This is a genomic window from Pseudomonas extremorientalis (genome assembly GCF_024584605.1).
Classification (GTDB): Bacteria; Pseudomonadota; Gammaproteobacteria; order Pseudomonadales; family Pseudomonadaceae; genus Aquipseudomonas; species Aquipseudomonas extremorientalis.
This window is the reverse complement of the sequence record NZ_CP089519.1, coordinates 2,012,865-2,038,006: the sequence shown is the minus strand read 5'-3', so window position 1 is coordinate 2,038,006 and position 25,142 is coordinate 2,012,865. Positions and strand designations below refer to the sequence as shown.

26 protein-coding genes are annotated in these 25,142 nt (G+C 61.4%); 9 read left to right on the top strand and 17 right to left on the bottom strand.

The window, feature by feature from the left end; all coding sequences use genetic code 11:
• Nucleotides 1–98 precede the first annotated feature (98 nt).
• From LUU92_RS09225 to LUU92_RS09205, 5 genes are all read left to right on the top strand, one after another.
• Complete coding sequence (locus tag LUU92_RS09225) at nt 99–1,379, top strand: glycerate kinase type-2 family protein (RefSeq protein ID WP_071488473.1); 1,281 nt, start codon at nt 99–101, stop codon at nt 1,377–1,379.
• Nucleotides 1,369–2,784, top strand: a complete 1,416-nt coding sequence (gene pyk / locus LUU92_RS09220) for a pyruvate kinase (RefSeq protein ID WP_222541325.1) — start codon at nt 1,369–1,371, stop codon at nt 2,782–2,784. Before LUU92_RS09225 ends, pyk begins: the two co-directional genes overlap by 11 nt.
• Before the next feature lie 118 nt (nt 2,785–2,902).
• On the top strand, nt 2,903–3,778 hold the full coding sequence (locus LUU92_RS09215) for an urea transporter (protein ID WP_071488475.1): 876 nt from the start codon (nt 2,903–2,905) through the stop codon (nt 3,776–3,778).
• Nucleotides 3,779–3,809: 31 nt separating this feature from the next.
• Nucleotides 3,810–4,634: an ion transporter gene (locus tag LUU92_RS09210; protein ID WP_222541324.1), complete on the top strand. Its 825-nt coding sequence runs from the start codon at nt 3,810–3,812 to the stop codon at nt 4,632–4,634.
• Between the two features lie 105 nt (nt 4,635–4,739).
• Nucleotides 4,740–5,744: a sulfate ABC transporter substrate-binding protein gene (locus LUU92_RS09205; protein WP_071488477.1), complete on the top strand. Its 1,005-nt coding sequence runs from the start codon at nt 4,740–4,742 to the stop codon at nt 5,742–5,744.
• Between the two features lie 55 nt (nt 5,745–5,799).
• Here LUU92_RS09205 and LUU92_RS09200 read toward each other — a convergent pair whose 3' ends face one another.
• Entirely contained in the window at nt 5,800–6,414 is a 615-nt protein-coding gene (locus LUU92_RS09200; RefSeq protein WP_071488478.1) for a DUF5666 domain-containing protein, read from the bottom strand.
• Between the two features lie 175 nt (nt 6,415–6,589).
• On the opposite strand from LUU92_RS09200, the gene LUU92_RS09195 reads away from it, so the two are divergent.
• A complete protein-coding gene (locus LUU92_RS09195) occupies nt 6,590–7,786 on the top strand; it encodes an MFS transporter (protein ID WP_257103495.1) in 1,197 nt (398 codons plus the stop codon).
• Nucleotides 7,787–7,882: 96 nt separating this feature from the next.
• On the opposite strand, the gene LUU92_RS09190 is transcribed toward LUU92_RS09195, so the two are convergent.
• The 4 genes from LUU92_RS09190 to LUU92_RS09175 form a co-directional block, all read right to left on the bottom strand.
• A complete protein-coding gene (locus tag LUU92_RS09190) occupies nt 7,883–9,592 on the bottom strand; it encodes a M10 family metallopeptidase C-terminal domain-containing protein (protein WP_257103494.1) in 1,710 nt (569 codons plus the stop codon).
• A gap of 231 nt (nt 9,593–9,823) precedes the next feature.
• Nucleotides 9,824–11,353 carry a M57 family metalloprotease gene (locus LUU92_RS09185; protein ID WP_257103493.1) on the bottom strand — a complete coding sequence of 510 codons (1,530 nt, stop codon included), beginning with the start codon at nt 11,351–11,353 and terminating at the stop codon, nt 9,824–9,826.
• A 374-nt stretch (nt 11,354–11,727) separates the two neighbouring features.
• Complete coding sequence (locus LUU92_RS09180) at nt 11,728–12,132, bottom strand: type II toxin-antitoxin system HicB family antitoxin (protein ID WP_257103492.1); 405 nt, start codon at nt 12,130–12,132, stop codon at nt 11,728–11,730.
• 11 nt (nt 12,133–12,143) lie between these two features.
• Entirely contained in the window at nt 12,144–12,332 is a 189-nt protein-coding gene (locus tag LUU92_RS09175; RefSeq protein WP_222541321.1) for a type II toxin-antitoxin system HicA family toxin, read from the bottom strand.
• A 190-nt stretch (nt 12,333–12,522) separates the two neighbouring features.
• Here LUU92_RS09175 and LUU92_RS09170 point away from each other — a divergent pair, with 190 nt between their 5' ends.
• A complete protein-coding gene (locus LUU92_RS09170) occupies nt 12,523–13,401 on the top strand; it encodes a LysR family transcriptional regulator (RefSeq protein WP_071488483.1) in 879 nt (292 codons plus the stop codon).
• Nucleotides 13,402–13,430: 29 nt separating this feature from the next.
• On the opposite strand, the gene phnN is transcribed toward LUU92_RS09170, so the two are convergent.
• The 11 genes from phnN to ccmA form a co-directional block, all read right to left on the bottom strand.
• Nucleotides 13,431–14,003 carry a phosphonate metabolism protein/1,5-bisphosphokinase (PRPP-forming) PhnN gene (gene phnN / locus LUU92_RS09165; RefSeq protein WP_257103491.1) on the bottom strand — a complete coding sequence of 191 codons (573 nt, stop codon included), beginning with the start codon at nt 14,001–14,003 and terminating at the stop codon, nt 13,431–13,433.
• Nucleotides 14,004–14,383: 380 nt separating this feature from the next.
• Nucleotides 14,384–14,776: a hypothetical protein gene (locus LUU92_RS09160; protein ID WP_071488485.1), complete on the bottom strand. Its 393-nt coding sequence runs from the start codon at nt 14,774–14,776 to the stop codon at nt 14,384–14,386.
• 15 nt (nt 14,777–14,791) lie between these two features.
• Nucleotides 14,792–15,976: a c-type cytochrome biogenesis protein CcmI gene (ccmI, locus tag LUU92_RS09155; RefSeq protein WP_071488486.1), complete on the bottom strand. Its 1,185-nt coding sequence runs from the start codon at nt 15,974–15,976 to the stop codon at nt 14,792–14,794.
• Complete coding sequence (locus LUU92_RS09150; RefSeq protein ID WP_071488487.1) at nt 15,969–16,442, bottom strand: cytochrome c-type biogenesis protein; 474 nt, start codon at nt 16,440–16,442, stop codon at nt 15,969–15,971. Before LUU92_RS09150 ends, ccmI begins: the two co-directional genes overlap by 8 nt.
• Nucleotides 16,439–16,975: a DsbE family thiol:disulfide interchange protein gene (locus LUU92_RS09145; protein WP_071488488.1), complete on the bottom strand. Its 537-nt coding sequence runs from the start codon at nt 16,973–16,975 to the stop codon at nt 16,439–16,441. Before LUU92_RS09145 ends, LUU92_RS09150 begins: the two co-directional genes overlap by 4 nt.
• A complete protein-coding gene (locus tag LUU92_RS09140) occupies nt 16,972–18,960 on the bottom strand; it encodes a heme lyase CcmF/NrfE family subunit (protein WP_257103490.1) in 1,989 nt (662 codons plus the stop codon). The genes LUU92_RS09145 and LUU92_RS09140 overlap by 4 nt, the downstream gene beginning before the upstream one ends.
• A 3-nt stretch (nt 18,961–18,963) precedes the next feature.
• Nucleotides 18,964–19,419: a cytochrome c maturation protein CcmE gene (ccmE, locus tag LUU92_RS09135; RefSeq protein WP_092247762.1), complete on the bottom strand. Its 456-nt coding sequence runs from the start codon at nt 19,417–19,419 to the stop codon at nt 18,964–18,966.
• On the bottom strand, nt 19,416–19,592 hold the full coding sequence (gene ccmD, locus LUU92_RS09130) for a heme exporter protein CcmD (RefSeq protein ID WP_061435869.1): 177 nt from the start codon (nt 19,590–19,592) through the stop codon (nt 19,416–19,418). The genes ccmE and ccmD overlap by 4 nt, the downstream gene beginning before the upstream one ends.
• Nucleotides 19,589–20,344 (bottom strand): heme ABC transporter permease, encoded by a 756-nt coding sequence (locus tag LUU92_RS09125; RefSeq protein WP_071488491.1) that lies wholly within the window; start codon nt 20,342–20,344, stop codon nt 19,589–19,591. The genes ccmD and LUU92_RS09125 overlap by 4 nt, the downstream gene beginning before the upstream one ends.
• A gap of 83 nt (nt 20,345–20,427) precedes the next feature.
• Entirely contained in the window at nt 20,428–21,096 is a 669-nt protein-coding gene (gene ccmB / locus LUU92_RS09120; RefSeq protein WP_257103489.1) for a heme exporter protein CcmB, read from the bottom strand.
• On the bottom strand, nt 21,093–21,728 hold the full coding sequence (gene ccmA / locus LUU92_RS09115) for a cytochrome c biogenesis heme-transporting ATPase CcmA (protein ID WP_092247756.1): 636 nt from the start codon (nt 21,726–21,728) through the stop codon (nt 21,093–21,095). Before ccmA ends, ccmB begins: the two co-directional genes overlap by 4 nt.
• A 200-nt stretch (nt 21,729–21,928) precedes the next feature.
• On the opposite strand from ccmA, the gene fliK reads away from it, so the two are divergent.
• Nucleotides 21,929–23,506, top strand: coding sequence for a flagellar hook-length control protein FliK (gene fliK, locus LUU92_RS09110; protein ID WP_257103488.1), 1,578 nt, complete (start codon nt 21,929–21,931; stop codon nt 23,504–23,506).
• Nucleotides 23,503–23,832 carry an EscU/YscU/HrcU family type III secretion system export apparatus switch protein gene (locus tag LUU92_RS09105; RefSeq protein ID WP_257103487.1) on the top strand — a complete coding sequence of 110 codons (330 nt, stop codon included), beginning with the start codon at nt 23,503–23,505 and terminating at the stop codon, nt 23,830–23,832. Before fliK ends, LUU92_RS09105 begins: the two co-directional genes overlap by 4 nt.
• 1 nt (nt 23,833) lies before the next feature.
• On the opposite strand, the gene LUU92_RS09100 is transcribed toward LUU92_RS09105, so the two are convergent.
• On the bottom strand, nt 23,834–25,090 hold the full coding sequence (locus LUU92_RS09100; RefSeq protein WP_222541313.1) for a hypothetical protein: 1,257 nt from the start codon (nt 25,088–25,090) through the stop codon (nt 23,834–23,836).
• Nucleotides 25,091–25,142: the final 52 nt, after the last annotated feature.

Below are 25,142 nucleotides of genomic sequence, written 5' to 3'. Positions count from 1 at the left end.
GCAAGTCGAATCGTCGCACCGCCCCTCCCACCATTTGACCCCATTCCAAGCCTGAAATTGACGCACCTCTAATAACAAAAATCCCCGGGAGCCCGCTTATGTCGGTCGATCCGCAACACCTGCTTCGCGCGCTGTTTGCCACAGCCATCGACGCCGCCCACCCCCGGCAAGTCCTTGAACCCTGCCTGCCCGCCGACCGCAGCGGCCGTGTGATCGTGATCGGCGCCGGCAAGGCGGCCGCCGCCATGGCGCTGGTCGTGGAGAACTGCTGGCAGGGCGACGTCAGCGGCCTGGTGGTCACCCGTTACGGCCACGGCGCACCCTGCAAAAAAATCGAAGTGGTCGAAGCCGCGCACCCGGTGCCCGATGCGGCGGGCCTCGCGGTGGCCAAGCGCGTTCTGGCATTGATCGGTAACCTCGGTGAAGACGACCGCGTGATCTTCCTGCTGTCCGGTGGCGGTTCCGCCTTGCTGGCACTGCCCGCCGAAGGCATCACCCTGGCCGACAAACAGGCCATCAACAAAGCCCTGCTCAAATCCGGCGCGACCATCGGCGAGATGAATTGCGTGCGCAAGCACCTCTCCGCAATCAAGGGCGGCCGCCTGGCGAAAGCCGCATGGCCGGCGACGGTCTACACCTATGCGATTTCCGACGTACCCGGTGATCAGGCCACGGTGATTGCCTCCGGGCCCACGGTGGGCGACCCGAGCACCTCGCAACAGGCCCTGGCGATCCTCAAGCGCTACCACATCGACGTTCCCGCCTCGGTGCGCAATTGGTTGCAGGACCCGGCCTCGGAGACCGTCAAGCCCGGCGACCCGGTGCTCTCCCGCAGCCACTTCCAATTGGTCGCCCGCCCGCAGCAATCTCTCGAAGCCGTGGCGGTGAAAGTGCGCCAGGCCGGGTTCAGCCCATTGATCCTCGGCGACCTGGAAGGCGAAGCGCGGGACGTGGCCAAGGTACACGCCGGCATTGCCCGGCAAATCGTGCAACACGGCCAGCCGCTGGCGGCGCCATGCGTGATCCTCTCCGGTGGCGAAACCACCGTCACCGTGCGCGGCACTGGCCGTGGCGGGCGCAACGCAGAGTTCCTGCTGAGCCTCACCGATAGCCTCAAGGGCCTGCCCGGCGTATACGCCCTGGCCGGTGACACCGACGGTATCGACGGCTCGGAAGACAACGCCGGCGCCATCATGACCCCCTGCAGTTACCGCCGCGCCGAAGCACTCGGCCTGTCGGCCAGCGACGAGTTGGACAACAACAACGGCTACGGCTATTTCGCCGCCCTCGACGGGTTGATCGTCACCGAGCCGACGCGCACCAACGTCAACGACTTCCGCGCCATCCTGATCCTTGAGGCTGCCCAACATGACGCCTGACAAGAAGGTCAAAATCCTCGCCACCCTGGGCCCGGCCACCGACGGTATCGATGACATCCGCGAACTGGTGGAAGCCGGGGTGAATATCTTCCGGCTCAATTTCAGCCACGGCGATCATGCCGACCACGCCCAGCGCTACCAATGGATCCGCCAGGTCGAGCGCCAGCTGAATTACCCGTTGGGCATCCTCATGGATTTACAGGGGCCGAAGCTGCGCGTCGGGCGTTTTGCCGAGGGCAAAGTGCAACTGGTGCGCGGCCAGGCCCTGCGCCTTGACCTGGATCCGACGCCGGGCGACCAGCGCCGGGTCAACCTGCCCCACCCGGAAATCATCGCGGCGCTGGAGCCGGGCATGGACCTGCTGCTGGATGACGGCAAGCTGCGTCTGCGGGTCATCACCAAACAAACTGACGCCATCGACACCACCGTGCTCAATGGCGGCGAACTGTCGGACCGCAAAGGCGTGAACGTCCCACAAGCCCTGTTGGAACTCAGCCCTCTGACCGCCAAGGATCGGCGCGACCTGAGCTTCGGCCTGGAACTGGGCGTGGACTGGGTGGCGCTGTCGTTTGTGCAGCGCCCGGAGGATATCCGCGAAGCCCGCGAGCTGATCGGCGACAAGGCCTTCCTGATGGCCAAGATCGAAAAGCCCTCGGCCGTGCTGCGCCTGCGGGAAATCGCCGAACTGAGCGACGCCATCATGGTGGCCCGGGGCGACCTGGGCGTGGAAGTGCCGGCCGAGAGCGTGCCGCAGATCCAGAAAGACATCATCCGTACCTGCCGCCAACTGGGCAAACCGGTGGTGGTGGCCACGCAGATGCTGGAGTCGATGCGCTTCTCGCCGGCGCCGACCCGTGCCGAAGTCACCGATGTCGCCAACGCCGTGGCCGAAGGCGCGGACGCGGTGATGCTGTCGGCGGAAACGGCGTCCGGCGAGTACCCGCTGGAAGCCGTGCAGATGATGAGCAAGATCATCCGTCAGGTGGAAAATGGCCCGGACTACCAGACCCAGCTCGACGTCAACCGGCCCAAGGCGGATGCCACGGTGTCGGACGCCATCAGCTGTGCGATCCGCCGCATCAGCAGCATCCTGCCGGTGGCGGTGCTGGTGAACTACAGCGAGTCGGGCAGTTCCAGCCTGCGCGCGGCCAGGGAGCGGCCAGTGGCGCCGATCCTCAACCTTACGCCGAACCTGTCCACGGCGCGGCGCTTGAGCGTGGCGTGGGGCGTGCACTCGGTGGTCAATGACCGCCTGCGCCAAGTGGATGAGGTGTGCTCCACGGCACTGGAAATAGCCCAGGCACAGGGCATGGCGGAGCGTGGGGATACGTTGGTGATTACGGCGGGGGTGCCGTTCGGGCAGCCGGGGTCGACCAATTCGCTGCGTATCGAGACGTTGATTTAGCGTCTGTAAGGGCCTCATCGGGGGCAAGCCCCTCCCACATTTGAATCTGTGAACCCAATCAAGTGTGGGAGGGAGCTTGCCCCCGATGGGAACAACTCGGTCCCACTGATTAATCACCATGCACAACCCATCCTGCCCCGACTGGGCCGAAGCGCTGCTCAACGGCTTCAGCCAGATTTTCCTGCAGCGCCAGCCGCTGTGCGGCCTGCTGTGCCTGCTGGCGATCCTGATCGGCGCCCCGGCCTTGTTCGGCGGGGCGCTGCTGGGTGGCGTGGCGGGGTTGCTCACGGCCCAGCGTCGCGGTTATCCCAAGGCCGAACGCCAGGCCGGCCTTTACAGCTACAACGGCGTGCTGCTGGGTTTATTGATCAGCCAGCACTTTGCCTGGTCGGCGTTGTTGCCGCCGCTGATCCTGGCATGCGGCGGACTGGCGGCGATGTTGACACGGCAATGGTTGAAACATGCCGACCAGCCCAATGACTTGCCCGCTTACACGGCGCCTTTTGTCGGCCTGGGCTGGTTGTTGCTGGGCACGGTGCCGCAGAACACGTTTGCCCTGGGCGAACCCGACACCTTGGCTATCCTCACGGCGCCTTTTACCGGGCTTGCGCAGATCATGCTGCTGGACCAGCCGATGGCGGGCGCGCTGATTGCACTGGGTCTGTGGCTGGCCAACCGCCGCGCCGCTGGATGGGCGCTGATCGGTGCCAGCGTCGGTGTGCTGCTTGCGCTGTGGCTGGACGAACCTGCGGGCGCCCTCCTCGGCCTGCACAGCTACAACCCGGCATTGGCGGCCATGGCATTGAGCCAGATGCGTCGCCAACCCTGGTTGCCGTTGCTCGGCATCCTGCTGGCGATCCTCCTCACACCGGGCTTTGCGGCCCTGCACCTGCCCGCGTTGACCGCGCCATTCATACTCGCCTGCTGGCTGGTACGCGCAGGTGTTCGAGTGCTTCAGAAACCCCGCATGGACAGCCCCTTCGAATCCCCCTAGGCTTGCTCGATATTCGATTCAGGTGGGCTTTATGGACAGCAACAACGACTGGCGCCAACGGCTCTACGTCATGGTTTTTCAAAGTGACACGGTCGCCGGGCGGCGCTTCGATGGCATCCTGCTGCTGATCATCCTCGCCAGCCTGGTGATCGTGATGCTCGACAGCATCGACCAGATCCACCAGAACTACGCCGACGTGCTGGCGTACATCGAGTGGGGGTTCACCCTCATTTTCCTGATCGAGTACGGGCTGCGGCTGTACTGTTCGCCCAAACCCTTGCGCTACGCCTTCAGCTTTTATGGGTTGGTGGATTTGCTGGCCATCGTGCCCGGTATCCTTGCGTTGTATTACAGCGACGCGCAGTACCTGCTGATCGTCCGCATCATCCGCATGTTGCGGATCTTCCGCGTGCTCAAGCTCAGCCCCTACCTCAAGCAGGCCAACTACCTGATGGCGGCGCTGCGCGGCAGCAAGCAGAAGATCGTGGTGTTCCTGGTCAGCGTGTGCACCCTGGTGACGGTGTTCGGCACCCTGATGTACGTGATCGAAGGCCCGGAGCACGGGTTTACCAGTATTCCCAAGGGCATCTACTGGGCCATCGTGACCCTGACCACCGTAGGCTTTGGCGACATCGTGCCCAAGACGCCGCTGGGCCAGGTGATTTCGTCCCTGGTGATGATTACCGGTTACTCGATCATCGCCGTGCCCACCGGGATTTTCACCGCCGAACTGGCCAGTGCCATGCGCGGTGAACAATTGCAGCATGACTGCCCGGTGTGCAAGAAAGACAGCCATGAGCCAAACGCAGCGTTCTGCTCACGCTGTGGCAATCATCTTTTCAAGAAAGTGGAATAAGCAAAGTTCGTTTTAATCTTTAAACGTCTATGCGACGCCAGCTATAGTCGCTGGCAAATTGCCCCTACTCAATCAGCAACCTTCTCGAACAACAAGGAATGAGCAGTGAAAAAACTCCTTAGCGCCTCCCTTCTGGCCGCCGGCCTTGCCCTGGCGGGCGCCGTCCAGGCTGCCCCGGTCACACTGCTCAACGTCTCCTACGACGTGATGCGCGACTTCTACAAGGACTACAACGCTGCCTTCCAGAAACACTGGGAAGCCGAGCACCCGAACGACAAGCTGACGCTGCAGATGTCCTTCGGTGGCTCCAGCAAGCAAGCACGCTCGGTCATCGACGGCCTGCCGGCCGATGTGATCACCATGAACATGGCCACCGACATCAACGCCCTGGTGGACAACGGCAAATTGGTGCCGGACAACTGGGTCACCCGCCTGCCGAACAACAGCGCGCCGTTCACCTCGGCCACCGTTTTCATCGTGCGCAAAGGCAACCCCAAAGCCCTGAAAGACTGGCCGGACCTGTTGAAAGATGGCGTTCAAGTGATCGTGCCCAACCCGAAAACCTCGGGTAACGGCCGCTACACCTACCTGTCGGCCTGGGGTTATGTGCTGAAGAACGGCGGTGACGAAAACAAGGCCAAGGCCTTTGTCGGCAAGCTGTTCAAGCAAGCCCCGGTACTGGACACCGGTGGCCGTGCCGCCACCACCACCTTCATGACCAACCAGATCGGCGACGTGCTGGTGACCTTCGAGAACGAAGCGGAAATGATCGCCCGCGAATTCGGCCGTGATCAGTTCGAAGTGATTTACCCAAGCGTCTCCGCCGAAGCCGAGCCGCCGGTGTCGGTGGTCGACAAAGTGGTCGAGAAGAAAGGCACCCGCGTGGCGGCCGAAGACTACCTGAAGTACCTGTGGTCGCCGGAAGGCCAGGAAATCGCGGCCAACAACTACCTGCGCCCGCGTGATCCGAAGGTACTGGCCAAGTACACCGACCGGTTCCCGAAAGTCGACTTCCTGTCGGTGGAGAAGACCTTTGGTGACTGGCGCACGGTGCAGAAGACCCACTTCAATGATGGTGGAGTGTTCGACCAGATCTACAGCGGCCAGTAATTGATAAATGTGGGAGGGGCAAGCCCCCTCCCACATTTGGCTCTGTGTCTGGCCGTTACATCGGTGGTGTCACGCCATCCTTACCGGCGGAGATCGCCTGGGCCGTGATCGTGCCATCCGCGCCCTGCGCGGCAAACAGCACCACCTTCACGCCCGGCTTGAGCAGGCTGCGGTCACCCGGCTCCAGGTTGACGATCGGCACATCTTCCGGCACCACGATCTTCTGCTCGCCGCCTTTGTATTTCACCGTCAGCGTGCGCCCGTTGCTCACTACCAGGTCGCCGACGGTGCCGTTGGTCATGCTGCTGCCTTCCTTCAAATCAAATGCGCGATGCCCGTCGCCGGTGCCGGCCATGGCTGGCGGGAACACGTGCACTTCCAGCGCGGTAAGGCTGCCATCGTCGTTGGGCATCGCGGCCGAGCCGATGTAGCTGCCCGGCTTGATCTCATCGATTTTGGCCAGGGTGACCGCGCGCACCTGGGTGTCTTTGGTCAAGTGCACGACCACCTCTTCGCCGCTGTTGACCTTGACGTGCATCGCATCGCCGTCCATCGCCGTAATGGCGCCGCGTACGCCCACGCGAGGCGTCTCGGCAGCATGGGCCAGGCCCACGGCCATGGCGGCGGCCAGCGTGGAAGCCAGGAGCATCTTGTTCAACGTGATCTTCATTGCAATGGATTTCCTGTTTCAGCAGTGGTGCCTGAATGTATCATCAGCCTTCGCGCAGAAAGTTAACGATTCACTCATCATTACCGGGCATGAGTGTTATCACTGCCAGCGGCCTACCCGGGCTACGGTGTTGTCTTTAGGCTCGCCCCACTTCCTTCGCTTTTATGAGAACACCATGAACGCTACTTCCCACGCTACAAGCACCATGACCCGGAGCATGGTGATGCTGTTTGCGTTTTGCTGCGGCGCCATCGTTGCCAACATCTACTACGCGCAACCCATCATCGAGCTGATCGCGCCGGACATCGGCCTTACGCCGGCCATGGCCAGCCTGATCGTTTCACTGACGCAAATCGGCTACGCCCTGGGGCTGTTTTTCCTGGTGCCCCTGGGCGACCTGCTGGAAAACCGCAAGCTGATGATCGCCACTACCGTGATCGCTATCGCCAGCCTGCTGGGCGCAGCGGTCACCGAGCAGCCGAACCTGTTCCTGCTGGTGTCGCTGCTGATCGGCTTCAGTTCGGTGTCGGTGCAGATCCTGATTCCGCTGGCCGCGCACCTGGCGCCCGCCGAATCCCGGGGCCGTGTGGTCGGCAGCATCATGGGTGGCCTGTTGCTGGGCATCCTGCTGGCGCGGCCGGTGTCCAGCGTGGTCGCGGACCACTTCGGCTGGCGGGCGATGTTCATGGCGGCGGCGGCGCTGATGGCGTTTATCAGTGTGGTGTTGATGCTGACCATTCCCAAGCGTCAGCCGGATCACTCTGCCAGCTATGGTCAACTGCTGCGCTCCCTCGGCACCTTGCTGCGTGAGCAACCGGTGCTGCGTCAACGGGCGTTCTACCAGGGCTGCATGTTTGCCACCTTCAGCCTGTTCTGGACCGCCGCCCCACTGGAACTGGCGCGTAACTATGGCCTGAGCCAGAGCGAGATCGCCCTGTTCGCCCTGGTCGGCGCACTGGGTGCCATAGCCGCACCCATCGCTGGTCGCCTGGCCGATGCCGGTCACACCCATCGCGCTTCGCTGCTGGCCATGTTGTTCGCCGCGTTGAGCTTCCTGCCGGCCTTCGTGCACCCGCTGTACAGCGTGATCGGCCTGGCCGTGACTGGCGTGGTCCTGGACTTCTGCGTGCAGATGAACATGGTGCTCGGCCAGCGTGCCATCTACGCCCTCGACGCCAACAGCCGCAGCCGCCTGAACGCGCTGTACATGACCAGCATCTTCATCGGCGGCGCGTTCGGTTCGGCGATTGCCAGCGGCGTGTATGAACACGGCGGCTGGTTGGGCGTGATGCTGGTGGGCAGTGCGTTCCCCTTGATCGCATTATTACGGTTCCTGAGCGTTTCCCGTGAGGCCTCGGTGGCCACTGCCTGAGGCGCTTGTCTCGCTATGCCAAAGCCGTCCGCCAGCAATGACGGACGGCTTTGACTGGATGCCGTTTCAAACGGCGACGCGCCTTTTGCAACACCATCAGTTACGTCGGGATAACTGCCGATCGTAGGCCTGGTTCACCTTCATACCTACCACGTCTGCGGCGCTTATCACGTTAGGGCTATTGACGACAAAATCACTGCATCTGTCCCCGTCCAGGTCAACGGCTACCCAGTACAGACCATCACTGTCTGATTTCATGATGAATGCCTCACCGGCCCTTCCCGTGAACCTGTCTACCTGTGTCAGCGAAACACCCGCCTTTTCAAGCATCCTGGATAAATCAATTTTATCCTTACCACTGGTGAAATCCTTCAAAGTGTCGACCTTGCGACAGTTCGATTCGGAAGCCGAACCGTACGTGTACGTTTTACCGCCCCTCTGCTCGTTTGCTGTGTTCGCTCTTTTAGTCCTCGGCGGGGTGGGCTCTGGTTCCGGAGCTGTCGTCAAATCGGGCTCTGGTTCAATTGAGGTGGGAGGTTCAGGGTTGACCATCAAATCCTTGTAGTGGATTTTCCCGTTACAGTTCACCAGAAAATCAGGCTTCCCATTACCTGTCAGGTCAAGCGCCAGGCGTCCCTGCCCGTTGCTGGCGTTGTGGGTCAATACCGCCTCGCCCGCACGCCCACTGAATCGGTCAACAATGTAGAGGACCTTCACAGCAGCGCGCTTCAATAGCGTGGAGATGTCGACTCTGTCAGTACCGCTGGCAAAATCCACGATCAAATCAGGGGACTCAGGCGTGGAGTCTGCGATGCTGTCATAGACAAACGTATCCGCACCGCCGCCGCCCTCGAGCTTGTCCGCCCCGCCACCGCCCTTGAGGCGGTTGCCGACCTGATTACCGATCAGGCTGTCATCACTGGAACCACCCACCGCATTTTCCAGCGTGACGCCCTTGGCAATGGAGACGTTGTTTTTCAGGCCGCCAACATCCGAAAAGGACTCAGCATTAAGATTGATTTTCTGTTTCTGGCGAAAACCGGAAAAGTCCAGGGTATCCGTTCCACCTGCGTCCCAGACGCAAAAAACAGGTTTGTCCTCGGCGGTCTTCAGGCTGTAGAAATCTCGACCGGTGTTGGAATTGAAGCCGTAGACCGTGTTGGTTTTTCGGGTTTGGGTGTTCGCCCCGTACAACCTCTGCGCCGCAGCGATATCGTGCATCATGGGGGCCGCGATTTTTTTGCCGTTGTAAGGATCATCGCCAAAGGATGAATCGTGGTAGCTCATGGCGGTGTAGGCGGTTGAGTCCTCCCGGTACCCCGGGCCTTCTCCGTGGGGATGCCGAAGACCGATGGAATGGCCAAGTTCATGGACTGCTACCTTATCAAACAAAGTCCCGTGTTCCAGCTTTCCATCAGCCCCCTCAATGCCGATGTCGACCGTACCGATCGACCAGTCATTGGGCAGGCTCGCTACTCCGCCGGCATATCCCGGTATGGCTGAGATACGGAGGGAGGCATCAGTCCCCTTGGCATTTTCCTTGAACAAGAGGTTGGTCACCTCCGCCCAAGACCGAAGCGCCTCCCTGATGCGCAATTTCTGGTGAGGGGTGAATCGAGAGTCCAAGGTATACGACAGGTCTATTTTTTTGTCGTCATTACGATCTCGCCATTTGAAATCTCCTCGCACGAGATGTTTCGCAGCTTGATCGGTCGTGTATGAATTGGGGTGGCCACCTGTTGTTAAAGTGTCACCATTAACAATCCTGCCACTGTGCGCAACAGGCGGAACGCTTGATAGTTTCATGAGCAACTCGCTAGGCTTTTAAAAAATGAAACAACAATTAATATCCACATAAATTATTTGCAAACAAGCAAACCATGAATACACGAATAAATTCGCATAGGAAAATACGCCAAACAAGCACTTGAACCATACCAATTGAAACACCGAACATTCGTTATAAACAAACTGATAAAAACTCACACATCACCTGACGTTCGAAAATACTTGCAACTGACAACGGCCCCCAAGCGTTCACCTGAACCATCCAAATATCCAGTTCGCGACGTGAGAGATCCCTGAAACTATCTGTTTGCCCACCCGCGATCCAAACCAGGGTGCAGGCCTAGGCGTTGGCAGCGGATCAGGCTCTGAAGTTGAGTCAGACACGGGATCCGAGTCCGGTTCCGGCGTGGGGTCAGCCGTTTGATCGGGCGTAACGGGTGCGGCCTCCCCCTTTCCGCTCCAGATCACATCCTCCTGTTTGATTTGGCCATGGCCGCTGATCAACAGGTCTGCCGTGCCATCCCCCTGGGTATCCACGGCCAGTGTGGAGCGCCCGGTTGTGGTGTCGTGACTGAGCACCGCGTCGCCGGCACGCCCGCTGAAGCTATCCGTGAAGTTCAGCGACGTGAGCCCCGCCTCGCGCAGAACACCGGCGACGTCGATTTTGTCGCTGCCGCTGGTGAAATCCTGAATAACATCGGGGGCCTGCGGTGTTGACTCGCTGGCGCGGTCGTATACAAACGTGTCGGCGCCCGCGCCACCACGGAGCGTGTCGCTGCCGCCAGCCCCCTTCAAGCGGTTATTGGCGCTGTTACCCGTCAACACATCACTGTTGGAGCCCCCAATAGCGTTCTCAACGACTACCCCCTTGGCGATCGACACATTCCCCCGCAGCCCTCCCACATCGGAAAACGCCTCGGCATTGAGGTTGATGTTTTGTTTATTGGCAAAGCCGGAAAAATCCAGGGTGTCCTCGCCTCCGCCATCCCAGACGCAGAAGACGGGTTTGTCGCGGTCGCTCCTGAGGCTGTAGTGCGCACGATTGGCATTGGAGTTGAACCCATACACGGTGTCGGTGGCACGGGTGCGCTTATTCGCCCCGTACGAGCGCTGGAGCGCCGCGATATCGTCCATCATGGGGGCTGCGGGTTGTCGTTCGTTGAAGTCATGCCCCGGCTGTTTGCGCTCCGACCAATAGCTCATGACACTGCGGGCCTTCGTATCCTGCGCATAATCGGCATTGGCCTCGTAAGTGCCACCGCCGTCGTAAGCGCCCGGATGTTGCAGGCCCAAGGTGTGCCCCAACTCATGGGCCAACAAGGACAGAAAATGACTGCCCACTTCAGGATTGGCGCCCGCGCCTGCCGTTCCCACATTCGCCGTTACGCTCGATTGGTATTGGTTGGGAAAACCTGCGCTGCCCGACCAGGAGCCTGGCACGCCTCGGATGACAATAGAGCCATCTACCTGGGCACTGTTTTCAACAAAGGAAATGTTGGCGACATCGGCATAAGCCTTCAATGCCCGCCTGGCGTGCTCTTTCTGGGCCGCAGTAAAGGCGCCGGAAAAACTAAAGCCCACCACGACTTTATTGTCTCGATCTCGATCATGAAACTTGAAGTTACCTCGAGTGATATGTTTGGCCGCCTGCGCGGTGCTAAACGATCTCTTGTTGCTTGTCCAGTGCAAGGCGTCGTTATCAAACACTGACAAAAGGGAATGCGACGGGTGAACAGGGGGTTGCAGTGAAGTTTGTCGGACAGGAAAGTGCATAACCATGAATACTCTGAACAGTGAACAGCCATTCGTCCATGCATGAGAAATACCAACGCTGACCAGTCCATTGGCAGGCGATTAAATTCTCAAATTAACGACACCTTCACCAGCGCGAGTTATTTTCAACGATACTTAATAAACACCCCTGCAAAGAAAACACAAAAAATCACTTAACAACCGATCTTCTCCGAAATACCAACAACACTATGAAGTTGATTTTTCAAGGAAAAAATCTTGTAAAACACCCCCTTAACTTAATCAAAATCTTAATTTCAAACATGAGGAAACTCACTCAAACATGCCTGAAAAAAGGCGGGCAGAAAAACCGTGCTCATCCGACAACGCACGCGCCCCCTCCCTGACACCGCCTGATCGCCCTAGGATCGCACCAATTTTTCCAACGCTGCGTCCGCCAGGAATGACGAGCGGCTTTTGACCTTGTGCTCCCGCACATAGCGGTCGATGCGCTGGATGACATAACCGGGCAGGGTCACATTGACCTTCTCGGTCTTACCCAGGTAGGGCGTGACGTCCAACTCCAACATGCCCCAGCCCATCCCGGCGTAGTCCTCATGGGCATGATAACGGGCGACCGACGTTGGCATCGGAATCGTCCCACCTTCTGCGGCGATCTCTTGCAGCATGATGTGCGCAACTTCCACGGCCGCGTTGTAGGCCTCTTCAAAACTGTCCCCGGCGGTGACTGCACCGGGGATATCGGGGATCTGGATACCGGTGGCGGTGAAGTCATCGCCCCATTCGATATAGATTGGGTATTGCATGAATGCTCTCCTTAAAAATCAAACAGCCCGGCGCGTTTCCTGATGCTTCTGAGGGTGCCCAGTGGCAGGTCCTTCTTGGGGTGGGGTACCGGGATTGTGTACAGGCTATAACGATGGATAAAAATGTGATGACTGCCCGTTACCCGATCCAATACCCAACCCGCGTCTTGCAGTTCCTTGATCAATAGCCTGCTTTGCACCCCAGCCTCCTTGGCTTGGCCCGAATAAAAGTAACTCTAGAGTTATCTTTACTCAAGCACAAAATGCGCATGTCTGACTGACGGCTGTTTTACCGAATATTGAAAACTCAACGGCTCACCACGGGAAACGCATGACACCGCTAGCCCAGCGCCTTAGGCTTGAGCGCCGCCCAGTCAACAGGAACATCCGATGGACCGTCTCACTGCCATGGAAACCTTCGTTCACGTCGTCGAGACCGGCTCCTTCTCGGCCGCCGCCAAACGACTGGGCGTAGGCCAGCCCGCCGTCTCCAAAAGCATCGCGCAGTTGGAGGGCCGCCTGGCCGTGCGGTTGTTACTGCGCTCGACCAGGGGCCTGACCCCTACCGAGGCAGGCCTGGCATTTTTCGAGAAAGCCAAGAGCGCCATTTTCGAAGCCGACGAAGCTGACGAGGCCGCCCGTGGCGCAGGCGCTGGCTTGACGGGCAACCTGCGGGTCAGCGCCGGCGTGACGTTCTCCCGTATGCGGATCATTCCTAACCTGGGACCGTTCCTGGACCAACACCCCGGCCTGAACATCGACGTGTTGCTTGACGACCGCCTCCTCAACCTGGTTGAAGACGGCATCGACGTTGCCCTGCGTATCGGCAACCTGAGCGATTCCGGCCTCACTGCTCGCCGGCTTGGCCAAAGCCCGAGCCGGGTGTTCGGTACACCGGCCTACTTCGAACGTTTCGGCGAGCCACAAAGCCCGGCGGATATCCTCAACCACCAGGCCGTGATCTACAGCCTCGGAGAAAGCCCGCTCTGGTCGTTCAAACAAGGCCCGCACGAACAGGCGATAGCCGCCCGTGGGCGCTTGCGCGTCACTTCGTCGGAAGGCTTGCGCGCAGGCGTACTCGCCCACCATGGCCTGGCGATGACGTCCGAATGGATGTTCTCGCCGGAATTGGCCAGGGGGGAGGTGAAAGCTGTGTTGACCGATTGGGAACTGCCTCCCAAGGATCTCTGGGCGGTATTGCCGACGGGTCGAATGCCGAGTGCCAAGGCCAAGGCGTTTATCAACTATGTCGAAGGGTTAATGACCTAGCGCCATCCGTGGGCCGGTGCCGCGCGAGGTCAAGCGCATGCCGAATGCCCGTGGTCGAGGCAACACAGCAGGCGCTCGACCGTGTGGTCCAGCGGCCCGGAGTTATCCAGCACGAACAACCCCGCGCCATTACCGGCGATCAGCTCGGCGGTGAACCGCGCATTGCGTGCCAGGCGCGCTTCGATATCCGCCAACGCCTCACGGCCCCGTGCGATCAAGCGTTGGCGCAACACGGCCTGGTCCACCGTCAACAGCAACACCAGCGACGTCGAATAGCGCTCGCGAGTCTGCGCCAGGTGTGCACGGGAGCCGTTGACCAGTACGTCGTCCCCCGCTGCCAGCCAGTCGTCAATCACCCTGGGAATGCCGTAGGACAAGCCATTCGCCTGCCAACTGAGGGCAAACGCACCCTCGGCCTGCATCTGCGCAAACCGCTCCGGGCTCACCCCTTGCGCCGCTTCGCCCACCGACTCCGGCGAGCGAGTGATCACGCGGCGTACAATGCGGCAGCCGCGCTCGGCCAAACGTGGGCGTGCGGCATCCAGCAGGCTGTCCTTGCCCGAGCCCGAAGGCCCGATGAGATAGATCAACCTGCCTGCCATCAGAACCCCCTCTTCGCTTGTCGTCATACGTATTGCGCTACAGGCGCCCCTTCGCGGCGGCGGGCCTGGACCCGGTCTTCGCGCGGGCCGAGGGCAGTCTCGCCACGGTCCTCCAGCCCTGCCGCTAAGTATATCCAGCAAGCCCCCGGCCGCCAGGCCGGCGGCGGTCACATTACCGGAGTGCGACGCGTCGCGCACCACGTTCGGCGCCCCCCTCGACACTTTCATGTTCAGCGTCTGGCAGCCCTTCGCCGCCTGAATCTGAAAGCACACTCCCATCGGGGGCAAGCCCCCTCCCACCTTTCTTTGATCTCCAGTGTTTGAAAGAGCGGATTTCAAAGCGCAAAAAAAAGGCGACCTGTGTAATAGGTCGCCTTTTGTCATTGCGCGTACTGCTTGCTCAACCCCGGCGGCACACCCTGCACGTCGGTGTCTTCCCACGGCCCGTTCGGGCTGATCGAGCGGCTCCAGCCGTTGCTCCAGCGGTAATACGTGCGCTGGCGATAGAAGGTGTCGGGCTGGTCGTCCAGTACATACACCTGCATCTTGCCGTCCCAGTGGCTGGCGGCGCCCGGAGGTGGCGCAAACGTCGGCGACTTGGTCGGCACGGGCTTCGGCGGCGGGGTCACCGGGCCGGACGGTTTGGTGCTCGGTTGGGTCGACGGGGACGGTGGAATGGTCGGGCCGGTAGGTGCCGGAGGTGGGCGGTGGACCGCACAAGCGCTCAGGCCCAATACCAGGCTGAGCAGGGTGATGCGTGCAAATGCGGTCATGGGCGTTTCCTCGGTTTACTGGTCCGGACTGTCGATGGTCAGCTGCTGCAAGGCAGTGGTACTGCTGGCCAAGGGTTGGCTGCGGCCGATCCACTCGCCAGTGGTCGGCTGACCGGCCCGGGATATGCGCGCAACCAGTTGGACTTCGGGGAAGTTGGACAGTTTCAATTGCGGCATCATCGCGTCGGCATCGCCCAGTTCGACGGTGATCGGCAGTTCGGCGACAGTGACGCGCTTGGCCGCCAAGGGAGCCGGCGGGCCACTGACGGCGCGGGCGAAGATGAACACGCTGTCGGTGGGCAGGGCTTTGGCCTTCGCCTCGGCGGACAGGTCCACGCGGACTTTCATCACGGCCTTCTGCGCAACCGTGCCGCCGCTTTCCTTGAGCTTCTCGGCCGCGCGGTCGATACCGCCTTGCAGGGCGGCGCGGGAGTTGTCTTGCGGTGGCAGTTGGGCCAGCAATCGATTCCAGTAGTCGATCGCCTCTTGATAACGCTGACCTTCAAAGGCAGCGATACCCAGCAGGCCGAGGCTGGTGACTTCCTTCGGATCGAGCTTCAAGGCTTCGTCGGTCAGGGCCTGGACCTTGGGCGACCATTGTTTGTTGTCGGCAAAGTACTGCGCCTGGGCCCACTGGCCGAGCAACTCCGGTTGACGCCCGGCCAGGGCCACGGTGCGCTCGAAGACTTTCGCGGCATCGGCGGAGCGGTCCTGGGCCATGTAGGCGCGACCGAGGAAGTACAGGCCTTCCGCCGAATCCGGCTGGGCAGCGGCGGCCCGTTCCAGGCGCTGGGTCATGTCCTCCATGGACACCGGCGGCTGGGAGAATTCGCGGGTCAGTTCGACCTTGTCGCTGGCCCCATAGTGCAAGTACAGGGCAACGCCGAGGACCGGCACCAGAAACGCCGCCAACAAGGGCAGCGGCTTGCCCAGGCGCGACTCACGGGGCTTTTCCACGCCTTCGGTATCGGCCAGCAATTCGCGGGCAGCTTCGGCGCGGCCGGTGTCGAGTTGCGCAGGATTCAACACGCCTTCCTCCTGCTGCACTTGCAGCTCGGCGACGCGTTCCTGGTACAGCGCCACGTTCAGCGCGGTGCGGTCCTCTTCACGCTGGGCACGGCGGCCGCGCAGGACAGGGATCAACAGGAAACTCAGGGCAATCAGAAGCAGCAGGCCGGCTGCGAGCCAGAAATCAATCATCAGTCTTGGTGTCCAGCAATTGGTCGAGGCGTTTACGCTCATCCAGGGACAGCGCGTCGGAACCATCGGTCGGCGCGGCGCGGCGGCGGCGCACGATCACCGCCATTACCACAACGCCGGCCAGCAACAGCCCGGCAGGGCCGAACCAGAGCAGCGCGGTCTTGCCGGTGAGGGCCGGTTTGTAGCGCACGAAATCACCGTAGCGGTCGACCATGAAATCGATGATCTGCTGGTTGTCCTTGCCCTCCCCCAGCATGCGGAAAATCTCTTTGCGCAGGTCGGCGGCAATCGGCGCGTTGGAGTCGGCGATGTCCTGGTTCTGGCACTTGGGGCAGCGCAGTTCCTTGGTCAGGTCGCGGAAACGCTCGCGCTCGGCGTCGTTGGCGAATTCGTAGGTGTCGATGGCGGCGTGGGCCACACCGGCCAATCCGAGCGCCAGGACCGCAGCAGCTAACAGACGCTTCATGGCTTGGCCTCATCGACCAGGGCCTGGTACTTGGCGGCCAGTTGCTCGCGCCAGACCACCTCGTCGATCACGCCGACGTACTTGTCGCGGATCACGCCCTTGGCATCGATAAAGAAGGTTTCCGGAGCGCCGTAAACACCGAGGTTCAGACCGAGGTTGCCGTCTTCATCGCGGATATCCAACTGGTACGGGTTATGGAACTCCGCCAGCCATTTCAAGGCGGCGGCATTGTCGTCCTTGTAGTTGATGCCGTAGATCACCACGCCCTTCTCGGCCAGCTTGTTCAGCACCGGGTGTTCGACGCGGCAGGAGATGCACCAGGTGCCCCACACGTTGACAAGCGCCGGCTTGCCCAACAGGTCGGCCTGGGTCAGGGTCTTGTCGCCCTGCACGGTCGGCAGGCTGAACGCCGGGAACTGTTTGCCGATCATCGCCGAAGGCAGCTCGGCAGGGTCCAGGTACAGCCCGCGATACAGGAATACCGCCACCACCAGAAACATCGCCAGCGGTACCACCATCAACCAACGCTTCATGTCGCCGCTCCTTGCAGGCCGAGGGCTTCACGCACCCGGCTTTTCACTTTGACCCGATAACGCCGGTCCAGCGCGGCGAGCAAACCACCAAAGCCCGTGAGCAAGCCGCCGAACCAGATCCAGCGCACAAACGGCTTCACATGCACCCGCACGGCCCAGGCGCCGTCGCCCAGCGGTTCACCCAATGCGACGTAGAGGTCACGGGTGAAACCGGCGTCGATCCCGGCTTCGGTCATCATCGAGCTCTGCACGGTGTACAGGCGTTTTTCCGGGTGCAGCACCGCCACCTCCTTGCCGTTGCGCACGACGCGCACGGTGCCTTTGTCGGAGGTGAAGTTCGGCCCTTCGAAGTGCCTGGCGCCTTCGAAGATGAAGTGGTAACCGGCCAGGTCCATGGACTCGCCCGGCGCCAGGCGCAGGTCGCGTTCAGCACTGTTCTGGCTGGACAGCACCACACCGAGGGCGCACACGGCGATGCCGATGTGGGCGACCTGCATGCCCCAGTAGCTGCGGGTCAGGGTTGGCAGGCCCTTGATCAGGCCTTTGTGGCGGGTTTTGTCGAAGATATCGCGCACGCCGGCCAGCAACACCCAGGCGGCGAGCAGGAAGGTGGCGAGCACCGCCCAGTTGAAGTCGCCGTAGGCAACCCCGGCGATCACCGCCAGGGCCACACTGCCCAGCAGCACCGGCATCAGCATGCCGGCCAGCCATTTGACCGGGGTGTCTTTCCAGCGCACCAGCACGCCGACCGCCATTACCACCATCAACAGGCCCATCAACGGGATGAACAATGCGTTGAAGTACGGCGGGCCGACCGACAATTTGGCGCCACTCAGGGCATCCAGCACCAGCGGATACAAGGTGCCGAGCAGGATCATCGACGCGGCCACCACCAGCACCAGGTTATTGCCCAGCAGCAGGGTTTCCCGCGACCACAGGTTGAAGCCGACCTGGCTCTTGACCACCGGGGCACGCAGGGCGAACAGGGTCAGGGAGCCGCCGACCACAAACAGCAGGAAGATCAGGATGAACACGCCGCGCTCCGGGTCGGACGCAAACGCATGCACCGACGTCAGCACCCCCGAACGCACGAGGAAGGTGCCGAGAAGGCTGAGGGAAAACGCGGCGATGGCCAACAAAACGGTCCAGCTCTTGAACACGCCACGCTTCTCGGTGACGGCCAGCGAGTGAATCAGCGCCGTACCCACCAGCCAGGGCATGAAGGAGGCGTTTTCCACCGGGTCCCAGAACCACCAACCGCCCCAGCCGAGTTCGTAGTAAGCCCACCACGAACCCAGGGTGATGCCGATCCCGAGGAACGCCCAGGCGACGATGGTCCAGGGCCGAGACCAGCGCGCCCAGGCCGCATCGAGGCGCCCACCCAGCAACGCGGCAATGGCGAAGGCAAAAGCCACGGAGAAACCCACGTAGCCCATGTAGAGCATCGGCGGGTGCACGATCAGGCCGATGTCTTGCAGCAAGGGGTTGAGGTCATGCCCGTCCGCCGGGATCTGCGGCAGGATGCGGCTGAACGGGTTGGAGGTCATGATCAGGAACAACAGGAAGCCGATGCTGATCATGCCCATCACCGCCAGCACCCGGGCCAGCATCACTTGCGGCAGTTGGCGCGAGAACACCGACACGGCAAAGGTCCAGCCGCCGAGGATCAGCGCCCACAGCAGCAGCGAGCCTTCGTGGGCACCCCACACGGCGCTGAACTTGAAGTACCAGGGCAACGCGCTGTTGGAGTTGTTGGCCACATAGGCGACGGAAAAGTCGTCGGTCATGAAGGCATAGGTCAGGCAGCCAAACGCGAACAGCAGGAAAGCAAACTGGCCCCAGGCCGCCGGTTGCGCCAGGCTCATCCACAAACGGTCGCCACGCCAGGCACCGAGCAACGGCACCACGGCCTGGACGATGGCAAAGCACAGGGCGAGGATCATCGCCAACTGGCCCAGCTCCGGAATAAACAGTGCGGACGTCATGGCTTAGCCCTCCTTGGCAGGTGTTGGAGCCGACTGGCCGCTGTCTTTCAACGCCTTGGTGACTTCCGGCGGCATGTATTTCTCATCGTGCTTGGCCAGCACTTCATCGGCCACGACCACGCCGTCAGCGTTGAGTTTGCCCAGGGCGACAATGCCCTGGCCTTCACGGAACAGGTCCGGGAGGATGCCGCGGTAGGTGATGGTCACGGCTTTGTTGAAGTCGGTGACCACGAAGGTGACGTCGAGGGAGTCGGCAGAGCGTTTCAGCGAGCCCTTCTCCACCATGCCGCCGGCGCGAATCCGCGTGTCCACCGGCGCTTCGCCGTTGGCGATCTGAGTCGGGGTGTAGAACAGGTTGATGTTCTGTTGCAAGGCGCTCAAGGCAAGGCCCACGGCAATGCCGACGCCCACCAGGATGGCAAGGATGATCAACAGACGCTTTCTACGCAGCGGATTCACTTTTCGGTCTCCCGGCGCAAACGACGCGCCTCTTGTTGCAGGTAACGCTTGCGGGCCAGGATCGGCGCGGCGACGTTGAGGGCCAGCACCGCCAGGCAGATGCCATAGGCGGTCCAGACGTACAGGCCGTGATGGCCCATGGCGAGAAACTCGCTGAAAGAAGCAAAACTCATCCACGCGCTCCCAGGCTGCTTTGCACTTCGGCCTTGACCCAACTGGTACGGGCTTCACGCTTGAGCACTTCGAGGCGCATGCGCAGCAGCAGCACGGCGCCGAAGAAGCAGTAGAACCCCAGCACCATCAGCAGCAGCGGCGCCCACATTTCCACGGGCATCGCCGGTTTTTCGGTGAGGGTGAAGGTGGCGCCCTGGTGCAGGGTGTTCCACCACTCCACCGAGTATTTGATGATCGGGATGTTGATCACGCCGACAATCGCCAGCACCGCGCAAGCCTTTGCGGCGCTGTCACGATTGCTGATCGCGTTGCCCAGGGCAATCAGACCGAAGTACAGGAACAGCAGGATCAACATGGACGTTAGTCGCGCATCCCACACCCACCACGAGCCCCAGGTGGGCTTGCCCCAGATCGCGCCGGTGACCAGCGCCACGGCGGTCATCCAGGCGCCGATGGGCGCGGCGCATTGCAGGGCCACATCCGCCAGTTTCATCTTCCACACCAGGCCGACAATGCCGCACACCGCCAGCATCACGTAGCAGGACTGGGCCAGCATCGCGGCAGGTACGTGGATATAAATGATGCGAAAGCTGTTGCCTTGCTGGTAGTCCGGCGGCGCGAAGGCCAGACCCCAGACCAGGCCGATGCCGATCAGCAACACGGCAGCTACGCTCAACCACGGCAACAGCTTGCCGCTGATGCCATAGAACCATTTGGGCGAGCCGAGCTTGTGAAACCAGGTCCAGTTCATTGCTGTTTCCATCACGGTTGCTTTTCGTCGTTGCGAAAAGCTTAGGGTCTTTACTGGTTAAGACAACGCTTAACCAGACCTCATTATTCGCCGACGCTGATCTTCAGGCCGGCCGCTATAGCAAAGGGTGTCAGGGTGACCGCCAGGGCGGTCAGGCTACCCAGCCACAACAGGTAACCGGTCGCTGGCATGCCCATGAGCGCGGCTTGCAAGGCACCGCTGCCCAGGATCAATACCGGGATGTACAAAGGCAGAATCAACAGGGCCAGCAGCAGGCCGCCCCGCTTCAAACCCACGGTCAATGCCGCGCCTACCGCGCCCAACAGGCTGAGCACCGGCGTACCGAGCAACAGGCTCAGCAGCAGGATCGGCAGGCATTCGGTGGGCAACCCGAGCATCATCGCCAGCAGCGGCGAGAGCAAGACTAGCGCGAGGCCGGAAAAAGCCCAGTGTGCCAGTACCTTGGCCAGAACCAGAAGTGGCAGGGGGTGCGACGAAAGGACCCACTGTTCCAGGGAACCGTCTTCGAAATCACTGCGAAACAGCCCGTCCAGCGAGAGCAGGACCGATAAAAGCGCGGCCACCCACACCAGTCCTGGGGACAAGTTTTGCAACAGTTTAGTCTCGGGGCCAACCGCCAGCGGGAACAGCGCGATGACAATCGCAAAGAACACCAGCGGGTTGGCCAGTTCGGCCGGGCGACGGCAGAGCAAGCGTGCTTCGCGGGCAACCAACAGGCCGAATACGCTCATAGCGACCACCGCCCCAGGTCCAAGTCACGATAACCGGCGGGCACGCGATTGAGGGTGTGATGAGTGGTGAGAACGACCAGACCGCCCTGCTCGCAATGCCGGGCCAGGTGCTCTTCCAACTGGGCGACGCCCTGTTTATCGAGGGCGGTGAAGGGTTCGTCGAGAATCCACAGCGGCGGGCCGGGCAGATACAAACGCGCCAGGGCCACGCGGCGCTGCTGGCCGGCGGACAAGGTGTGACAGGGAACGTCTTCGAAACCCTTGAGGCCGACAGCGGCCAGGGCCTGCCAGATGGCATCGCGGGAAGCGGGATGATGCAGGGCGCTGAGCCAACTGAGGTTTTCCTCGGCGGTCAGTACGTCCTTGATGCCGGCGGCGTGGCCGATCCACACCAGGTTGCGGGCAAGTTCGCTGCGTTGTTCGTTGAGGGGCTTGCCGTTGAGTCGAACCTCACCGGCGGTCGGCTGCATCAGCCCGGCCAGCAGGCGCAGCAAACTGGTCTTGCCGCTGCCGTTGGGGCCGCTGATCTGCACCATGTCGCCGCCCTTGAGCCGCAGTTCGAGGTGCTCGAACAGCAGGCGCAGGTCGCGTTCACAGGCAAGCGCTACGGCTTCAAGAAGAGGGCTGGTCAAAAGATCGCGGGCCTTTACGGTTCAAGTCGGCGGTGCAGCGGCCGTTAAAGAGAAATGCACAATAACGGCTTTGGCGACCGATTTTAGAGAGCTGGATCAAATAGTTGTGAGGTTTTTACCGCTCTCGTTGCAGACGGGCGGCATTATACATGTGATGCCCTACTCTAAAGAGGGCAATTTCCCCAGAGACGACGCGCGCGATGACCGGTGAGATCAACCTTCCTACGCTTGCACCCGCCCCGACAGCCGGGCCTGGCCCCGCACCCGCGGCCGGCGAGTTGCTGAAACTGCTGGAGCCGCAGATCGGCCTGATCGACCCTGGCAAAACCGCGAACGCTGAAGTCATCGCCCTGAAACAAGGCGGGGAAGCCTTCCAGTTGCTGCTCAAATTGACCCTGGAAGGCGGCCGCCAGACCCTGGTACAGGCCAGCAGTCCCCAACCACTGCCGCTGGGCAGCAATGTGGCAGTGAGCCAGACGACTGCGGGCAACCTGACCCTCAGCCTGCAGCAGGCCTTGAGCGCCAATGTCGCCGCCCTCACCCGCATTGACACAAACCAGATGCCGGTAGGCACGCTGTTGCAGGCCAAGGTGCTGACCACCCAGATGCTGCCCCAGGGCACGGCGCAGCCGGCGATCTACCGCTCGCTGGTCACTGTGCTCAACAACGCCCTGGCGGGCGCGACCCTGACCGTGGAAAGCCCTCAGCCCCTGCGCGTCGGCAGCCTGCTCAGCGCCGTGGTGCAGAACGCGCAGACCCTGAGCTTTGTGCCGCTGAGCGGGCTCAAGGATCAACTGGCCGTCAGCCAGCAACTGTCGACCCAACAGAGTCGCCAGGGCTCGCTGGATGCAGTCCTCACCGCCCTGCAAAACCTGCCACGCGGCGACAGTACTTCCGCCGACCTGCGCGCCGCCGCCGACCGCCTGCTGGCCGCACTGCCGGACCTGGCGCAGGTCAGTAACCCCAAGGTACTGGCGCAAGTCATCCAGAACAGCGGCGCCTTCCTTGAAGCCAAGCTGCTCGCCGGGCAGAACCCGCAAATTCCGCCGTTGGACATGAAGGGTGCGTTGCTGCGCCTGGTCGCGGACCTGTTGCCCGCCCTGCCCGCCAGCACCAACATGACAGCGATCCTCGCCGCCAACACCCTGGCCCAGGCACTGCCCAACTTCGTGCGCAGCCCTTTGAATACCCTCGGCCAAGTCAGCGCCCGCCAGATACCTGCCAGCTTCCCGCTGCCCGAACGGTTGATGGCGAAACTGGAAGGCGAAGGCGACCTGGAAAACCTGCTGCGCCTGGCCGCCGGAGCCATCTCACGCCTGCAAAGCCATCAGCTGTCGAGCCTGGAACAGACCGGCACGACTGCCGACGGCCGCTTGCAAACCACTTGGCAACTGGAAATCCCCATGCGCACGTTGCAAGACATCGTGCCGTTGCAGGTCAAGTTCCAGCGCGAAGAACCGGCACCGGACAAGGACCAGCCCGAACGCAAGGAGAAGAAGGACGCCAAGCAGATGCTCTGGCGCGTCGAACTGGCTTTCGACATGGAGCCGCTCGGGCCATTGCAGGTCCAGGCACAATTGAGCCAGGGCAAACTCTCCAGCCAGCTGTGGGCCTCCCGCCCCTTCACCGCCAGCCTGATCGAAAGCCACCTGGGCACCCTGCGCGAACGCCTGGTGACCTCGGGCATCAACGTCGGCGACCTCGACTGCCACCTCGGCACCCCACCGCGCGGGCCGAAAACCGGACTGGAACAACGCTGGGTGGATGAAACCGCATGAAGAACCCAACACCGCCGCGCCAGGCGATTGCCCTCAAATACGACGGCCAGCAGGCACCTACGCTGACGGCCAAGGGCGATGACGCCCTGGCCGAAGCCATCCTGAAGCTGGCGCGGGAAAATGAAGTACCGATCTACGAAAACGCCGAACTGGTCAAGCTGCTGGCACGGATGGAGCTGGGCGACAGTATTCCCGAGGAGCTGTACCGCACGATTGCCGAGATCATTGCGTTTGCCTGGACGTTGAAGGGCAAGTTTCCGGTGGGGTATGACCCGCACACCGCACCGGTAGAGCGCGACGTGACCGAACGCGGGGATGACTACTGAATCAGCCCGGCACCACACCGGCCAACATGCGGGCCGCTACCGAGGTGGCAACCGGCTTGCGCTGAGCGTGTTGTTTCAACGCCTGCTCGAACGTCAGCCCTTCATACTGCCGCAATGCCGCACCAAACGCACTCGCCTGCGCAGGCGGAAGTGGCGCGGTGAAGGCCTCGATGAACGGCGCGTCAATCACGGTGTTGCGAACACTCTCTACCTCTGCCTGTATGGAACGGCTATCCCGGGCAGTGACCTTATCGAACAGGGCTTGATCCTTGATCACAAAATCCTTGGCACCGGGTGCGCGTTGAGCAACGAGCACATTCTGCTGACCGTTCCAGGCCGACAGTGAATACTCCTTAAGCCTGTCCTGACTGTTCTTGACCGACTCGATACTCGGGCCACGATGCTCCAGACCCGCACTGAAAAACTGGCTCAGGACATTGAAGTCCATCACCGCCTCATCGGTGCCGCGCTTGAGAATCCGACAGCACAAAGTCGCGAGGTCCACCTGGATATCGTGGAAATGCAACTTGGATTCCTGGCTCAAGCGTGCGATATCGGCTATTTTCTGGTTGAAATCGTTTGGCCACAGGTACAACGCATCCCGCGTCAGTGGCTGCCCCAGGCGCTTTTCCATGGAGCTAATGAACTGCTGAACCAACGCCGCGCCCTGGTCATGCACCTGCAACATGCTCGTGCCGGGCATACGGTTTTGGATCATGTTCTTGACAATATCGGTGTTGAGCGCGAACTGGCCGGTGAGAAAGGTGGTTTTACCCGCTGATGGCGCACCCCGAACTATCGAGACATCCTGCGACAAGGCAGGTGCCGGGTCTTGAAGAATGGACTGGAATTGCGTCAGGTATTTTTCTGCCACCTGTGCGGTCAGGTTCTTCAGGATGTTGGCATTGAGGCTGTCCACCTCAGGCAGCCAGACATTTTTCTTGCCCAGAGCCTGTGCCAGTGTCGGCAAGGTTTCGTCAGCCGCAGCCGGGTCGGCCCACCGCAGCCGTTCATTGTCCTGCAATCGTTGCAACTGCCCAGGATCACGCGTCAGCGCCTGCCAGGAGGTAATACTCGGATCGGCGATCATGCAGGCAAGCCGCTCCCGATAAGTATTTTCGGAAAGCGGCCTGCCGATCAGTTGATTCAAAACCCCACGTGCAGTGCTTGAATTGATTGACGCTGCAGCGGGCAAGCCGGGTTCGGCGCGAGCAGGTGCCGCCACGCCAGGAACGGAAGTAGCAGGTTGAATAGTCATCGTCAGGCCTCCAGTAACCAAGACTCAGAAAATTAACCTGCCCGTTCTGGAT

What these genes read in the sequence shown, in the direction of transcription:
- LUU92_RS09185 (WP_257103493.1), bottom strand. Translation starts at nt 11,353, where the DNA reads ATGGTTATGCACTTTCCTGTCCGACAAACTTCACTGCAACCCCCTGTT.
- LUU92_RS09160 (WP_071488485.1), bottom strand. Translation starts at nt 14,776, where the DNA reads ATGACCGCATTTGCACGCATCACCCTGCTCAGCCTGGTATTGGGCCTG.
- LUU92_RS09210 (WP_222541324.1), top strand. Translation starts at nt 3,810, where the DNA reads ATGGACAGCAACAACGACTGGCGCCAACGGCTCTACGTCATGGTTTTT.
- LUU92_RS09225 (WP_071488473.1), top strand. Translation starts at nt 99, where the DNA reads ATGTCGGTCGATCCGCAACACCTGCTTCGCGCGCTGTTTGCCACAGCC.
- LUU92_RS09150 (WP_071488487.1), bottom strand. Translation starts at nt 16,442, where the DNA reads ATGAAGCGTCTGTTAGCTGCTGCGGTCCTGGCGCTCGGATTGGCCGGT.
- LUU92_RS09215 (WP_071488475.1), top strand. Translation starts at nt 2,903, where the DNA reads ATGCACAACCCATCCTGCCCCGACTGGGCCGAAGCGCTGCTCAACGGC.
- LUU92_RS09100 (WP_222541313.1), bottom strand. Translation starts at nt 25,090, where the DNA reads ATGACTATTCAACCTGCTACTTCCGTTCCTGGCGTGGCGGCACCTGCT.
- LUU92_RS09140 (WP_257103490.1), bottom strand. Translation starts at nt 18,960, where the DNA reads ATGACGTCCGCACTGTTTATTCCGGAGCTGGGCCAGTTGGCGATGATC.
- LUU92_RS09200 (WP_071488478.1), bottom strand. Translation starts at nt 6,414, where the DNA reads ATGAAGATCACGTTGAACAAGATGCTCCTGGCTTCCACGCTGGCCGCC.
- fliK (WP_257103488.1), top strand. Translation starts at nt 21,929, where the DNA reads ATGACCGGTGAGATCAACCTTCCTACGCTTGCACCCGCCCCGACAGCC.
- ccmD (WP_061435869.1), bottom strand. Translation starts at nt 19,592, where the DNA reads ATGAGTTTTGCTTCTTTCAGCGAGTTTCTCGCCATGGGCCATCACGGC.
- LUU92_RS09145 (WP_071488488.1), bottom strand. Translation starts at nt 16,975, where the DNA reads ATGAAGCGTTGGTTGATGGTGGTACCGCTGGCGATGTTTCTGGTGGTG.
- LUU92_RS09180 (WP_257103492.1), bottom strand. Translation starts at nt 12,132, where the DNA reads ATGCAATACCCAATCTATATCGAATGGGGCGATGACTTCACCGCCACC.
- LUU92_RS09195 (WP_257103495.1), top strand. Translation starts at nt 6,590, where the DNA reads ATGAACGCTACTTCCCACGCTACAAGCACCATGACCCGGAGCATGGTG.
- ccmB (WP_257103489.1), bottom strand. Translation starts at nt 21,096, where the DNA reads ATGAGCGTATTCGGCCTGTTGGTTGCCCGCGAAGCACGCTTGCTCTGC.
- pyk (WP_222541325.1), top strand. Translation starts at nt 1,369, where the DNA reads ATGACGCCTGACAAGAAGGTCAAAATCCTCGCCACCCTGGGCCCGGCC.
- ccmI (WP_071488486.1), bottom strand. Translation starts at nt 15,976, where the DNA reads ATGATTGATTTCTGGCTCGCAGCCGGCCTGCTGCTTCTGATTGCCCTG.
- phnN (WP_257103491.1), bottom strand. Translation starts at nt 14,003, where the DNA reads ATGGCAGGCAGGTTGATCTATCTCATCGGGCCTTCGGGCTCGGGCAAG.
- LUU92_RS09105 (WP_257103487.1), top strand. Translation starts at nt 23,503, where the DNA reads ATGAAGAACCCAACACCGCCGCGCCAGGCGATTGCCCTCAAATACGAC.
- LUU92_RS09170 (WP_071488483.1), top strand. Translation starts at nt 12,523, where the DNA reads ATGGACCGTCTCACTGCCATGGAAACCTTCGTTCACGTCGTCGAGACC.
- LUU92_RS09125 (WP_071488491.1), bottom strand. Translation starts at nt 20,344, where the DNA reads ATGAACTGGACCTGGTTTCACAAGCTCGGCTCGCCCAAATGGTTCTAT.
- LUU92_RS09190 (WP_257103494.1), bottom strand. Translation starts at nt 9,592, where the DNA reads ATGAAACTATCAAGCGTTCCGCCTGTTGCGCACAGTGGCAGGATTGTT.